14 protein-coding genes are annotated in these 13006 nt (G+C 50.2%); all 14 read right to left on the bottom strand.

The features are described from left to right. Positions 1-12: 12 nt before the first annotated feature. A complete protein-coding gene (gene trpC, locus MKY48_RS11990; RefSeq protein WP_076320971.1) occupies positions 13-822 on the bottom strand; it encodes an indole-3-glycerol phosphate synthase TrpC in 810 nt (269 codons plus the stop codon). Beyond that, complete coding sequence (trpD, locus tag MKY48_RS11985) at positions 812-1852, bottom strand: anthranilate phosphoribosyltransferase (protein WP_339292978.1); 1041 nt, start codon at positions 1850-1852, stop codon at positions 812-814. Before trpD ends, trpC begins: the two co-directional genes overlap by 11 nt. A gap of 19 nt (positions 1853-1871) precedes the next feature. Beyond that, positions 1872-3425 (bottom strand): anthranilate synthase component I, encoded by a 1554-nt coding sequence (gene trpE, locus MKY48_RS11980; protein WP_339292977.1) that lies wholly within the window; start codon positions 3423-3425, stop codon positions 1872-1874. 355 nt (positions 3426-3780) lie between these two features. Continuing rightward, positions 3781-4155 carry a chorismate mutase gene (gene aroH, locus MKY48_RS11975; protein ID WP_009595253.1) on the bottom strand — a complete coding sequence of 125 codons (375 nt, stop codon included), beginning with the start codon at positions 4153-4155 and terminating at the stop codon, positions 3781-3783. A gap of 3 nt (positions 4156-4158) precedes the next feature. Next, positions 4159-5253 carry a 3-dehydroquinate synthase gene (gene aroB / locus MKY48_RS11970; protein WP_339292976.1) on the bottom strand — a complete coding sequence of 365 codons (1095 nt, stop codon included), beginning with the start codon at positions 5251-5253 and terminating at the stop codon, positions 4159-4161. A gap of 1 nt (position 5254) precedes the next feature. Further along, complete coding sequence (gene aroC, locus MKY48_RS11965; protein ID WP_339292975.1) at positions 5255-6424, bottom strand: chorismate synthase; 1170 nt, start codon at positions 6422-6424, stop codon at positions 5255-5257. A 170-nt stretch (positions 6425-6594) separates the two neighbouring features. Further along, entirely contained in the window at positions 6595-7395 is an 801-nt protein-coding gene (locus MKY48_RS11960) for a protein-glutamate O-methyltransferase CheR (RefSeq protein ID WP_339292974.1), read from the bottom strand. A gap of 40 nt (positions 7396-7435) precedes the next feature. Continuing rightward, the gene (ndk, locus tag MKY48_RS11955) at positions 7436-7879 is read right to left on the bottom strand and encodes a nucleoside-diphosphate kinase (RefSeq protein ID WP_098743022.1); all 444 of its coding nucleotides are present in this window, start codon (positions 7877-7879) and stop codon (positions 7436-7438) included. A gap of 112 nt (positions 7880-7991) precedes the next feature. Continuing rightward, a complete protein-coding gene (locus MKY48_RS11950; protein WP_339292973.1) occupies positions 7992-8966 on the bottom strand; it encodes a polyprenyl synthetase family protein in 975 nt (324 codons plus the stop codon). A 188-nt stretch (positions 8967-9154) separates the two neighbouring features. Further along, a complete protein-coding gene (locus MKY48_RS11945) occupies positions 9155-9757 on the bottom strand; it encodes a flavin prenyltransferase UbiX (RefSeq protein WP_213645127.1) in 603 nt (200 codons plus the stop codon). Beyond that, positions 9757-10629, bottom strand: coding sequence for a UbiA-like polyprenyltransferase (locus MKY48_RS11940; RefSeq protein WP_339272155.1), 873 nt, complete (start codon positions 10627-10629; stop codon positions 9757-9759). Before MKY48_RS11940 ends, MKY48_RS11945 begins: the two co-directional genes overlap by 1 nt. Next, complete coding sequence (locus MKY48_RS11935) at positions 10622-11353, bottom strand: demethylmenaquinone methyltransferase (protein WP_339293499.1); 732 nt, start codon at positions 11351-11353, stop codon at positions 10622-10624. The genes MKY48_RS11940 and MKY48_RS11935 overlap by 8 nt, the downstream gene beginning before the upstream one ends. Positions 11354-11389: 36 nt before the next feature. Next, positions 11390-12250 (bottom strand): heptaprenyl diphosphate synthase component 1, encoded by an 861-nt coding sequence (locus MKY48_RS11930; protein WP_339272154.1) that lies wholly within the window; start codon positions 12248-12250, stop codon positions 11390-11392. Positions 12251-12362: 112 nt separating this feature from the next. Next, positions 12363-12905 (bottom strand): hypothetical protein, encoded by a 543-nt coding sequence (locus MKY48_RS11925; protein ID WP_339272153.1) that lies wholly within the window; start codon positions 12903-12905, stop codon positions 12363-12365. Positions 12906-13006 lie beyond the last annotated feature (101 nt).

Raw genomic sequence — 13006 nt, 5'->3', positions numbered from 1 at the left:
TTAATATCCCCTTTATTCTATGTCTGCAGCGATCGGCAAGGGTCCCATCAGATCGTTTACTGCACGGAACACATCCTGCTGGCGCATGAAATGCTCCCCTACCAGAACACCATGTGCCCCAACATAATGCAAGTAGGAAATATCGGCGGGGCCTGATATTCCGCTCTCGCTGATCAACGTAACTCCCTGCGGAACTTGTGCCGCGATATCCGCCGTTGTCTGCAGCGATGTTTCAAAGGTCCGCAGATTGCGATTGTTAATTCCGATAAGATGAGCTGTTCCCAGCTTAAGAACCGATTCCAGCTCCTGCCCATCATGTACCTCAATCAGGCAATCCAAGCCAATAGAACCGGCGATGTCTATAAACTCCGCGATCCGTTGCGGCTCCAGTATGCTCGCGATCAAGAGAACCGCGTCCGCACCTAACAGGCGCGCTTCGTAAATCTGAGTCTCGTCGATAATGAAATCCTTGCGCAGCAAAGGAATGTTGACAGCCGCCCTTACCGCTTTCAAATACTCTCCACTGCCCTGGAAATAGTCCTTGTCGGTCAGCACGGATAGGCAATCGGCATCGGCTGCCTCATAAGCTTTGGCGATCATAATCGGGTCAAAGTCCGGACGAATTAACCCTTTGGACGGCGAAGCCTTCTTCACCTCGGCGATTAATCCCATGCTACGTTTACGCCCTGTGGACAACGCCTTCTCAAAACCGAGAGTCGGCGGTAAATCCGCGATTTGCCTCTCGGCCTCCGAGATGCTGAATGTTTCCCGCAGTTGGGCAACCTCCCTGCGCTTCGTTTCGACTATTCGATCAAGATACATAACTCATTTCCCCCGTTCTTGAGATCAGCTGCTCCAGCTTAGACTGAGCCAGCCCTGAATCGATGGCTCCCGCTGCGCGCTGCACACCTTCAGCCAAACTATCCGCAAGCCCAGACACATAGATGCAGGCACCGGCATTGGCAAGCACGATATCCCGATAAGCATTGCGCTCACCGCGCAGCACCGATCCGATAATGGCTGCGTTCTCTTTGGCATCACCGCCCAGAATATCGCTCATCGGATGAACTGACAGTCCCAGATCATGCGGATGAATATCATAAGTACGGACTTCTCCGCCACGGAGCTCGGAGACTCGCGTAGGGGCGGAAATGCTGATTTCATCCAAACCATCATGGCTGGTCACCACCATGGCACGCTTTAAGCCAAGCTCCTTGAGCACCTGTGCGATGGTTTCCGTTTTGTTCATGTCGTATATCCCGAGCATCTGCCGATCTGCGCCCGCCGGATTTGTCAAAGGCCCCAGCATGTTAAATACGGTTCGAACCCCGAGCTCTTTGCGAGGAGCTGCCGCATATTTCATCGATGGATGATAGATCTGGGCAAACAGGAAACAGATTCCGATATCATTCAGACAGGCTGTCGCTTGCTCTGCCGTCAAGTGGATATTCACGCCCAGCGCTTCCAGCACATCGGCGCTGCCCGCCCGTCCAGATGCCGAGCGGTTGCCGTGTTTGGCCACTCTGACCGAAACCGAGGAGGAAATAATGGCGGATACGGTAGAAATGTTAAACTTGTGAATCCCGGATCCTCCTGTGCCGCATGTATCCAGCAGCTGGTTCCGCTCGGTAACGACGCGCCCGCCCGCACCACGCATCGCCTCGGCGAAGCCGGTGATCTCTTCAACTGTCTCCCCCTTCATTCTCAGGGCAGTAAGCAGCGCCCCGATTTGAGAATGGGTTGCCTGGCCTTCCATAATGGACTGCATGACCCCGCGTGCTTCATTCCGGCTCAAATCTTGACCTTGAATCAGCTTCGTAAGGCTGGATTGCATCGTTTCCATGACGTTCATTACGTTCTCCCCCTTCGGTTTAAGGTGTGTATTGGTACAGATAATCCTGATTAATTAAATCGTTAGCATCCGTGCTGGACGGGAACATCGCTTCAGCGACGCGGATCGCCTTCAGCATCCCTTTGGCTTTGTTGACGGTTTCTTCATATTCCTTCTCCGGTACCGAGTCCCATACGATGCCTGCCCCCGCCTGAACATAAGCTTTGCCCTGACGGAAAATGATCGTCCGGATCGTAATGCAGGAATCCATATTGCCGCCAAAGCCGAGATAACCGATGGCCCCGGCATACGCGCCTCTAGCCTCCCGCTCTAGCTCCGCAATAATTTCCATGGCCCTTAGTTTCGGAGCACCGGATACCGTTCCTGCTGGCAAGCAGGACAGAAAAGCATCGAAGAAATCCTTATCCTCACTCAACTGACCCGAAACGCTGGATACCATATGCATCACATGGGAGTATTTTTCAATCTCCATGAACGTGTCGCACTTCACCGTGCCGAACTCTGACACACGGCCCAGGTCATTACGCCCCAGATCCACCAGCATCAAATGCTCGGCGCGTTCCTTCTCGTCCTGCAGCAGATCATCGGCCAGTGCCTGGTCTTCGGCCTCATCGCTTCCTCTAGGCCTGGTACCTGCAATCGGTCTAGTTTCCAATCTTCGTCCATCCACCTTCACCAGGGCTTCCGGGGATGTGCCCACGATAATGTCGTCGTCCATTTTGAGGTAATACATATACGGCGAAGGATTCAGCGTTCTCAGCACCCGGTATACGTGAAGCGGCGATACTTCGGTCTCAATATGGAAGCGCTGGGACAATACCACCTGAAAAATGTCCCCTGCGCGAATGTATTCCTTCGCTTGCTCCACATTGGAGAGGTACTTCTCTTTTGTCATATTGGATTTAATGTCGCCCATATCAACATCCGCTGGAATGCCTTTGGAGTTCACGTTCTCCCGCGGTCCCTGCTCTTGCAGCTGCTCGGCTGCTGCTTCCAAGGTACGGCATACATCCCGATAGCTTTGCCGAATGTTTTCATCCGAATCACCCGGTTTCACGTGTACGTTGCCAACCAGCATGATCTGCTGTTTCACATGGTCGAAGACAATGACTTGATCGCAAAACATGAACCTTATATCATCCATTCCGAGATCGTCCATCGCATGTGCCGGAAGCTTCTCATAATATTGGAGCAGGTCATATCCGAAAAATCCGATTGCCCCTCCAGTAAAAGGTGGCATCTCCTTCAGCTGCGGGCTGCGGTACGTTCGCAGGAGCGCCTTTAACTCCTCGACAGGCTTTCCTTTCAGCAGGGAACGCTCTCCGTTCCTTTCAATTTCGATCTTGCCTTTTTTACCCGTGATCATTAAGAAGGGGTCTGTTCCGATAAACGAATACCGTGCCCACTGTACTCCACCCTCAACGCTTTCAAGTAAAAATGCCCGGTTCCGTTCCGCATACCGCTGAAAAATGCGAATCGGGGTTTCCATGTCGGCTAACAGTCTGATCGCTACCGGAATCAGGTTATATTCACCTGCCATAGCCACCACTTGCTCCATTGATGGATTCGCCATGTCAATCCCTCCTTAATTGATGGTATACAACAAAAAAACCTCTACCGAAGTAGAGGTTAACGTTCAGAATAAGTCTATGAAAAAAGAGCGCGGTCAAGGAATTCCAACTATTCAACGACAAACTACAGCGGCTGTTGTTCTTAGACGGATACAAGAAATAGGCTTGTAACCAGCCGTGTGAACGTGCTGTACTATTCATCATGAAATCAAGTTCATCCTTAATCCCGATTATGTTATTGCCTAAAATGCCTCAGCTCTTCTCAACTCAACTCATCTGTAAAACCTAACTCTACTCAGCTATTCTGATATCACTATACAGGATGATGCCGTGTTACTGCAACCCTAAATTTCAACATCAAGCGTTGGAGCCTGATAAATCCGGACGCAGCCGCTTGGCTTCGTTCAAATACACATGCTTGATCTCGCTCTGGCTTTTATCCGTATTGACCTGCACCATGAAGCGGATGCAGCGCGGCAGACTGCCTTGAACCGGTATTTCAACCGAACACATTAAAGGAACGAGATCCCAGCCCTCCAGCTGGCGTATCGCTTTGGCTGGAAACGTCGCATCCAGATCCTGTGTCATCGTAATCCATATGTTGCTGATATACTCCGGCTGGAGCTCGTTGCGCCTCACCATCTCTTCAAGCAGCCGCAGCGTTTCCTGTACAATCTCCTGCTCATCGTTACGGGTGACGGTTGTCGCCCCCCGGATTCCCCGATTCATCATGAACTATCCCTCTCCCTTCAACTGCTCAACCACAGATCGAACAGCTTCTACCGGTACATCCTTAACGATGCTGACGGAGCCGATGGATTCCGGTACGATAAATACCATATTCCCCTCGGCAAACTTTTTATCGTGCTGCATCGCATCCATAATCCGCTCAACCGAGACGTCACCCGGCAAGATTACCGGCAGATTCACCGCCTTCAGCATGCTCACTGTCTCGTTGTGCAGATTCGCAGATCTGCCAAGCTTTTCTGCAAGGCGGGCCGAACCAGCCATTCCGATTGCAATCGCCTCACCGTGCAAAAAGCGTCCATAGCCGCCAACGGCTTCAATGGCATGGCCGATGGTATGCCCCAGATTAAGGATGGCACGCAAACCGCCTTCCCGCTCGTCCTGGGATACCACGTCCGCCTTGATCGCACATCCGCGCTCCAGGCCGTATATCAACGTATCGGGATCCAGGCTCAGCAGCTTCGAGCCGTTCTCCCGGCACCAATAGGCAAAATCACGGTCCAGGATCAAGCCATGCTTCACCATTTCCGCAAGACCAGAAGATACCTCTCGCGGAGGCAAAGACATCAGCGTATTTACATCGTAAACTACCATGACGGGTTGATGAAACGTGCCGATCATATTTTTAGCTAACGGATGGTTGACCGCCACTTTGCCGCCGACGCTGCTGTCATGGGCCAGGATAGTAGTCGGGATCTGCACAAATGTCACGCCGCGCATGTACGTTGCCGCGACGAATCCAGCCAAATCACCTACAACGCCTCCGCCCAGCGCAAATACTGCCGAGCTGCGGTCCAGTTTACCGTTGATCGCTGTCGTCATTACCTCTTCATAGACCTGAAGCGATTTGGAGGATTCACCGGAAGGGACTATGTGAGAAATAACCGTATATCCTTTCGACTTTAACTGCTCCTCCACTTGAGACAAATAATGAGGCGCCACTTTATCATCCGTTACGATCAAATGCGGACTCTTGCGTGTGATCCCATGCTTCGTGCTTAACTCACCAATCGTATCCAAAATCCCAGCTCCGATATAAATCGGATATGAACGCTCTCCCAGCTCCACCTGAAGTGTTCTCATATCAGTAGTTCTCCAGCTGCTTCAGGTAGTTCTGGTAATTCGCATGAATTTCTTCCATCGAATCACCGCCAAACTTCTCAAGAAACGCCTTCGCTACCTCCCAGGTCACCACATGCTCCATAACAACGCTGGCTGCCGGAACCGCACAGGCATCCGAGCGTTCAACCTGAGCCGTGAAAGCTTCCTTCGTATCGATATCCACGCTTTGAAGCGGCTTGTACAGCGTTGGAATCGGCTTCATGACGCCGCGAACAACGATCGGCATGCCGTTAGTCATCCCGCCTTCAAATCCGCCTAGGCGATTGGTTGCGCGGTAGTATCCGCGCTCTTCACTATACATAATCTCGTCATGCACCTGGGAACCGGGCAGTTCGCCTGCTTCAAATCCGATGCCGACCTCAACACCCTTAAAGGCATTGATGGACATCACGCCTTGTGCGATGCGGCCATCCAGCTTGCGGTCATATTGGACATGGCTGCCCAGTCCGACCGGCAAACCTTCGATGATACATTCCACGATGCCGCCAATGGAGTCGCCTTCTTTTTTGATCTGATCTATGTAGGCTTCCATCTTCTTTTCCGTCTCTTCATCCACGACGCGAACCGAGGAGGCTTCCGTACGCTCGATCAGCTCATCAATCGAAAGATTGTGCGGGGGAGCTTCGATCTCGCCAATCCGAATGACCTGGCCAGCCACTTTAACGCCGAATTGTGCCAGGAATTGTCTGGCGATAGCGCCAACCGCTACGCGGACTGTGGTTTCACGGGCACTGGAGCGTTCCAGCACATTACGCAGATCCTTCAGGTTATACTTCAAACCGCCGTTCAAGTCGGCATGCCCCGGTCTTGGGCGGTGCACCCGTCTTTTCACCTCGTCGCTACCTTCAATCGGCTCCACATTCATAATGTTCTGCCAATGCTTCCAGTCGTTATTCTGCACGACCAACGCAATTGGTGCACCCGTTGTATATCCGTGACGCACACCACCAAGGATTTGCGCGGTATCCTTCTCAATCTGCATGCGGCGTCCTCGGCCATACCCCTTCTGTCTCCGATGAAGCTGAAAGTTCAATGCTTCAAAATCAAGCTCCAAATTGCTTGGAAGTCCTTCGATTATGGTAGTCAACTGAGGACCGTGTGTTTCCCCAGCAGTTAAAAAGCGTAAGCTCATGATGCTTTTCCCCCTTTAAACTTTTAAGCGTTAAACCGCTAAACTCCGTAAATATCTTCTGCTCATTATAGTATAGGTCTAACGCTTTGACAAGAATGCCGCAGGACAAGCAAAAGCGCCTCTCATCCTCCGGATTGAAAAGCGCTTATGCGTTATGATAGCCATTTCTATTAAATTTTACGGTAGAAGAAAGTCTCGTTGCTCTCCAGATTATATTGTCCAGGATTAAAGATCTGCTCCGTGCTGCCCACAAACAAAAATCCGCCTGGCTTCAGGCTTGACGCAAACCTCTGGTACAGCTTATGCTTGGCCCCTTCCGTGAAATAAATCATCACGTTTCGGCAAACAATCAAATCATATCCCGTCTCAAACCGGTCCGTCAGCAAATTCTGCTTATGAAAGGTTACTTCCTTCTTCAAATGCTCACTGAAGCGATACACCGAGCCTTCTTCTTTAAAATAGCGGGCGGCTACATCCGGAGGCACATCTTTCAATGACCTCTCGACATATAGGCCTTCCTTCGCTTTATGTAATGCCCCATCATCAATGTCTGTCGCCACGATACGCGCACGGCTCAGCATGTTCTGTTCGGACAGTATCATGGCAAGCGTATATGGCTCCTCACCCGTGGAGCAGGCAGCGCTCCATATTTTCAATACCCCGGGATTCTGCCGGGATATCTCTGGCAATATTTTATCGCGGAGAACTTCCCACCGGTTGGGATTGCGCCAAAACTCCGAGACATTAATTGTCATTCGGTCCAAAAACTCATGAAATAATGGCTTGTCCTTCATCATCGCGTCGTAGAAGGCCGAAAAGGTTTCAAACCCTTTCTTCAAACGAAGCGTTGTCAGCCTTCGCTTCATCTGCGCTTCTTTATAATCTGCCAGATTGATCCCCGTGCTTCGTTCGATACTGCGAACAAAGCCTATATAATCCGGATCATCCAGCACAAGTTCATGTTCCGTCATCGTATCATCCTGTTTAATCAGATTATGCCTCTTCCTTCGCTTACAGCCAAGGGGACAGCGTCTTGTTATATTCAACCAATTCCTTCTCTTCAAAAAAATTGGCAATTTCGCGTTGCGCACTCTCCGGTGAATCCGATCCATGAATCAGATTGTGCGGTGTATGGGCTGAAAAATCCCCACGAATCGTCCCGGGCAGCGCATCCTTCACATTCGTTTTGCCGATCACTTGGCGGGACAATGCAATGATGTCATCCCCTTCCCACACCATCGCAAACACCGGTCCAGACGTTATAAATCCAACCAGATTTTCAAAAAAATCTTTGCCTTCATGTTCCGCATAATGGCGCTTGGCCTGCTCGTCTGAAATCTGCAGAAACTTGCCTGCAACCAGCTTGAATCCTTTATCCTCCAAACGGCCGACGATTCGGCCGATCAGCCCACGCTGTACACCATCCGGTTTAATCATCAAAAAAGTACGTTCCATTGGCCTCATCACGCTTCCCTTCATTCTAGGATATTGAACAATCATTCCATGCTCAGGTGATGTTACATGTTTGTACCCGTATTTTAACAGAAAGCAACCTCATGGTTAAGAGCTAATATGACCGCTTTGTAATAAAATTTGCGATATCTCTAAGCTGTTTTTTGGTCTTGATGTCAGGCAAAGTATCCAATGCGTCCAATGCTTTACGGATATACCGATCAGCTAGTGCCTCAGATCTCGATATACCATCGCTAGAGGTTACAAGCTTCACAGCGTCAGTCACATCACACTGACCATTCAGTGTATGAATCCGATCCAGCTCTTGCAGCAGAGGCTCCCTCCGTTTGCTATCTCCGAGCGCAAATATAACAGGCAGCGTAATATTCCCCTGCCTCATATCACTCCCCGGCGGCTTGCCAATCTGCTTCTCCGTCCCGCATAGATCCAGAAGATCGTCTTGAATCTGAAAGGCCATGCCGACGTTATATCCGAATCGATACAGGCTGTTTGCGATTTTGCGGTCCGCATCCGCAGCCAGTGCTCCGAGCTGGCAGCTGACTGCGATCAAGAGCGACGTCTTGCGGCGAATGCGAAGAAGGTATCTTCTGACGTCCTGATCGGTATTAAAGAAATCGCGAATCTGCTCCATTTCGCCGATGGACATTTCAACCATGGCTTTGGCGAGAATCTGATGAATCTCTGGCTGCTTCAGGTGGGTCGTCAGCTCCAGCGCCTTGCCGTAAATATAGTCGCCGGTATACATGGCAATCCGGTTGTCCCATTTCGCTTTTACCGTTGGCTTGCCGCGCCGCGTGTCCGCATCATCGATCACATCATCGTGAACGAGCGATGCGCTGTGAATCAGCTCAAGCGGCACGGCCACATGCTTCAGCTTGTCAATGTCATAGTCGCCGAACTTACCGCCCATCAGTACAAAAACAGGACGGAGCCGCTTGCCTCCTGCTCTAAGCAGATGCAAGGAAGTCTCTGTCAGCTCGGGGCTGTCGCCCTCGACGCTGAGATAGAGTTCCTTCTCGATAACGTCCATATCTTTTTTTAATGTTCCGAATATGTCAAATCGTTTCATCTTTTCACCCATATGCTTAGATTCTCATTCCATAACTCCGGCACTACCTTGCGATCTTAGCAGGCCAAGTTGATCTACGACTTGAAATATAAGCTTAACCTTCCTGTTGTCGTTCGTCAAAATCGCAGCACAGGTTCGTAGAGTCGTCATTTCAACAGCCGCTAACGCCTTCGATGCACCCCGGCCTGCTAATCTCCCCATCTCGTATACAGTTGATGTTCGATGCGCAAGCTGTCCAATACCTTGCCGACCAGAAAATTCACGATATCATCAATGGTCTTCGGTCCGTAATAGAACGCGGGCATCGCGGGAATGATTTTAACGCCAAGCTTGGCCAGCGTCAGCATGTTCTCCAGGTGAATGGCATGCAAAGGCGTCTCTCTCGGGACAAGTACCAGAGGACGGCCTTCTTTCATCATCACATCCGCGGCGCGTCCCATCAGATTGTCGGAAGATCCGTGTGCCACTGAGGATAATGTCCCCATGGAGCATGGCATGATGATCATGCCTTCCACCAGGAAAGATCCACTGGCGATCGTGGCCCCGATGTCGGAGATAGGATGGTACATCACACTCCCCTCGTATCCGCCGAATTTCTCGGCCAGCACTTCTTCGCGGTTGCCTGCCTGAAAGCCCATTTCCTCCTTCAGGACACGCCACCCCGCATTGGAAATGATCAAATGCACATCATATCCCAGCGAGAGCAGGCTCTCGGTAAGACGAACACCGTAGATGCTGCCGCTGGCTCCCGTAATACCGACAACCCAGCTTTTTCTGCGCATGGATTTCATCAGATATACCGCACCACCAAATCAATTAAAGTGAATACAAACAGGATAATGCTCAGTGTACTGTTCATCGTAAAAAAGGCAGTTTGCAGACGGCTCATATCGTTAGGCGATAAGATGTAATGCTGATAGAACAAAATTCCGCAGGCGATGATCATGCCGATCAGATACCACCAGCCAACCGGTGTGACAAAGAAAAGAATGACAAAGCCGATGGCTGTTACAACGTGAAATCCGCGTGCGAACCACAATGCTTTATGCAAGCCGAACCGGGATGGAATCGAATACAGCTTTTCTGTTGCATCAAACTTCTCATCCTGGCAAGCGTAGACAATATCAAATCCCGCTGTCCAGAACGCAAGCGCGATATAGAACACAATGGCCTTCCAGTCGATTTGACCGGTTACCGCAACCCATCCCCCAAGTGGAGCCAATGCTGTTGTAAGCCCGAGCACCAGATGACAAAGCCAAGTAAACCGTTTGGTGTATGAATAAATAATAAGCATAAAAATAGCAATAGGCAGCAAACGGAAAGCAAATGGATCCAGCATGTAAGTGGCCCAGAAAAACACCGCGAAAGACAGAATAATGAATAAGATAACTTCCAGCGGCTTCAGCAGCCCTGCCGGAATGGCGCGATTTACGGTGCGGGGGTTCTTGGCATCGATATGCTGGTCCGTGAGCCGATTCAATCCGAACGCAGCGCTGCGTGCACCGAACATGGCAAGAAAGATCCAGCCGATATCTCCCCAGGATGGTAATTGGTCAAACACAACGGCCGATCCTAGAATCGCCCCCATAAAAGCGAAAGGCAGAGCAAACAGTGTATGCTCCACTTTAATCATTTCAAGATAAGTTCCTATTTTCTTAAACATCCAGATTCTCCTTGATCCCAATATGTAAGGCTGCTATGCCACCAGTCAAGGGATAGGCCTGAACCTGTTGAAGTCCGGTCTGACGGAAAGCTTCGGCAAGCTCCTCTCGTCCTGGGAACAAAGCCAGCGATTCCGGCAGCCACTTATACTGCTCGTAACGCTTGGCTACCAGTTTCCCCATCCGAGGCAGCACTTGTTGAAAGTAGAAATAATAAATGCCTTTGAACGGCTGCCAAGTCGGCTTGGACAATTCCAAACATACAACCATCCCGCCAGGCTTAACCACGCGTTTCATCTCATGCAGAACCTGCATGTAATCCGGCACATTGCGAAGACCGAAACCGATCGTCGCGTAATCGAACTGATTGTCTTCGAACGGCAGGTTCATGGCGTTTCCCTGAACCAGGTCTATCTGTTGGTCCAGCCCCTGCTTGGCAACCTTCCCCCGGCCGACATTCAGCATCCCCTCACTGAAATCGAGTCCGACTATGTGTCCTGATTCACTTGCCTGGGCCATACTGATCGTCCAGTCACAAGTACCACAGCATAAATCGATAGCTGTATCGCCTTGGCGCATGTTCATCTTTTTCATCGTAAACTTGCGCCAGGCTTTATGTCTTCGAAAGCTCAGAATATCATTCATAATATCATACTTTCCCGAAATGCTTTCAAAGACGGAGTGGACGTATTGCTCTTTCGGATTTTTGCCATCATGCTTATTCATGTCTAACTTCGTTGCTTGATTATCCACAGCATCCCCCTACCCTTCACTTACGACGGACCTATACGTGCTGAGCCGTTTCAGGAACGGGTCCAGCATACCGGCGTACGGGCTCTCTCCTACACGGCTTGCCAGCAGCAGCTGTACGGCATTAACGGATTCGCGCAGCTTGTCCAGCAGCTTCTCAGAAACCTTGTGCTTCAGGATCAGCTTCCTCCAGTCCTTCATATCCGTCTTCTTGCCAACCAGCATTCTCCGTTCCTCGTCGCTCCCCGATTCGATCAGATGCCAGTACACGTAACCGCATCTGCCAATTTCAGGCGTCGCACAGCGTTCCATCTCCCGCACAAGTGTTTCACATTCCGTAAATTCTTTGAGCAACTTCTCCCATGTTTCTTGTACGGACTTCTCAAGCAGCGGAGTAAAAGAAAGAAACAGCTGCATATTCAGCTGTACCGTTAGCCGTAGATATTCTTCAGAAGGCAGCAGCGTTTTTTTCATTTTGCCGTACAATCTCATCTTCAACACGTTCACATCGCTAACAGCCTTGCTAAGAAGCGAGATGACAGCAATTTCGCCCTTTAAGGCAAGGAGTTGATAAAAACGACTGCTGAAGTAATCCCCTGCAAGCACTTTTAACTGCCGGGATCGCATCATCGCCTCTCCTTGATTGCCCTCCGTAACGTCGATGCTCTCATGCGTATCGAGTCCCACTTGAACCAGTGAGGTAACCAGTGCGTACAATTCTTCATGACCGGCAAGATTTCGTCCCGAATCCTTTAAAAATATGTATAGCAAATGAACACGGGCATCCGGAAAATTCGGAAGTTCCGTGTGGTTTTGAATCATATCATAATTTAAATATTTCTCTGCCAGTTCTGGTACGCGATACGATTTCATTCTCAGCCTCCGTGCACTTGATGTTCTTTTGTCCAATTGAGCCCACAATCCAATCTATTATAACACATGTTCAAGACACGTACATGCCCTGTCACTTACTATTTTACCCCTATCATGGGCTGCTGAACTGCTTTAGCCAAAGATTCGTAAACGTTAGGTTAAGAGCGGCAGCAATAGATGGCGGAACATCGCCGTTCTCAAGTTGGGTTAGAGCTTCTGCATAGCGCGAGTTCCAGGTATCCTTGCTCATATTCGAAGCCAGCAGCATATACCGCTTCCCTCCCCAACGATCGATGGCTACTACTCTTAGATACAACTGCTGCACATTATCCGTTCCTTCGAACGTAAAGGACATAATGCTGGCGATATCCTCATAAACCTCGGCGGCCGTCTCCGCGGGGTCGCTCAATTTGATATCCAGCGTCAACGCGCCTTCATCATAATCTGCCCGGCTTATTTTTAGATGAAGAGGAAGATTCTTTAGGGAGTCCACTAATCCGGCATCGCTTAATTCGCGGCTGTGATAGGGTATCGCCGCTGTCACAGCGCCGACCTTATAACGGGCTTGTGATTGAAGCCCCATTAACAGTGCGAGTATGATGAATGCAATCGCCGCGGGCAGGAGTACGGCTCGTACAGATTGCCAGTGCTTCATATCCTAAACCTCCTCTATTCCTAGTTTCTTCCGGTCCTCATTAGTCCATACCTCATTGTATAAAGAAAAAAAGCAGGCTATGCCTGCTTCAGGTAAAACGA

The organism is Paenibacillus sp. FSL W8-0187 (assembly GCF_037969755.1).
Classification (GTDB): Bacteria; Bacillota; Bacilli; order Paenibacillales; family Paenibacillaceae; genus Paenibacillus_AQ.
Note: the sequence above shows the minus strand (reverse complement) of the source record. Positions and strands in the feature narration are given on the sequence as shown.

What these genes read in the sequence shown, in the direction of transcription:
- trpC (WP_076320971.1), bottom strand. Translation starts at nt 822, where the DNA reads ATGTATCTTGATCGAATAGTCGAAACGAAGCGCAGGGAGGTTGCCCAA.
- trpD (WP_339292978.1), bottom strand. Translation starts at nt 1,852, where the DNA reads ATGAACGTCATGGAAACGATGCAATCCAGCCTTACGAAGCTGATTCAA.
- trpE (WP_339292977.1), bottom strand. Translation starts at nt 3,425, where the DNA reads ATGGCGAATCCATCAATGGAGCAAGTGGTGGCTATGGCAGGTGAATAT.
- aroH (WP_009595253.1), bottom strand. Translation starts at nt 4,155, where the DNA reads ATGATGAATCGGGGAATCCGGGGGGCGACAACCGTCACCCGTAACGAT.
- aroB (WP_339292976.1), bottom strand. Translation starts at nt 5,253, where the DNA reads ATGAGAACACTTCAGGTGGAGCTGGGAGAGCGTTCATATCCGATTTAT.
- aroC (WP_339292975.1), bottom strand. Translation starts at nt 6,424, where the DNA reads ATGAGCTTACGCTTTTTAACTGCTGGGGAAACACACGGTCCTCAGTTG.
- MKY48_RS11960 (WP_339292974.1), bottom strand. Translation starts at nt 7,395, where the DNA reads ATGACGGAACATGAACTTGTGCTGGATGATCCGGATTATATAGGCTTT.
- ndk (WP_098743022.1), bottom strand. Translation starts at nt 7,879, where the DNA reads ATGGAACGTACTTTTTTGATGATTAAACCGGATGGTGTACAGCGTGGG.
- MKY48_RS11950 (WP_339292973.1), bottom strand. Translation starts at nt 8,966, where the DNA reads ATGAAACGATTTGACATATTCGGAACATTAAAAAAAGATATGGACGTT.
- MKY48_RS11945 (WP_213645127.1), bottom strand. Translation starts at nt 9,757, where the DNA reads ATGAAATCCATGCGCAGAAAAAGCTGGGTTGTCGGTATTACGGGAGCC.
- MKY48_RS11940 (WP_339272155.1), bottom strand. Translation starts at nt 10,629, where the DNA reads ATGTTTAAGAAAATAGGAACTTATCTTGAAATGATTAAAGTGGAGCAT.
- MKY48_RS11935 (WP_339293499.1), bottom strand. Translation starts at nt 11,353, where the DNA reads ATGAATAAGCATGATGGCAAAAATCCGAAAGAGCAATACGTCCACTCC.
- MKY48_RS11930 (WP_339272154.1), bottom strand. Translation starts at nt 12,250, where the DNA reads ATGAAATCGTATCGCGTACCAGAACTGGCAGAGAAATATTTAAATTAT.
- MKY48_RS11925 (WP_339272153.1), bottom strand. Translation starts at nt 12,905, where the DNA reads ATGAAGCACTGGCAATCTGTACGAGCCGTACTCCTGCCCGCGGCGATT.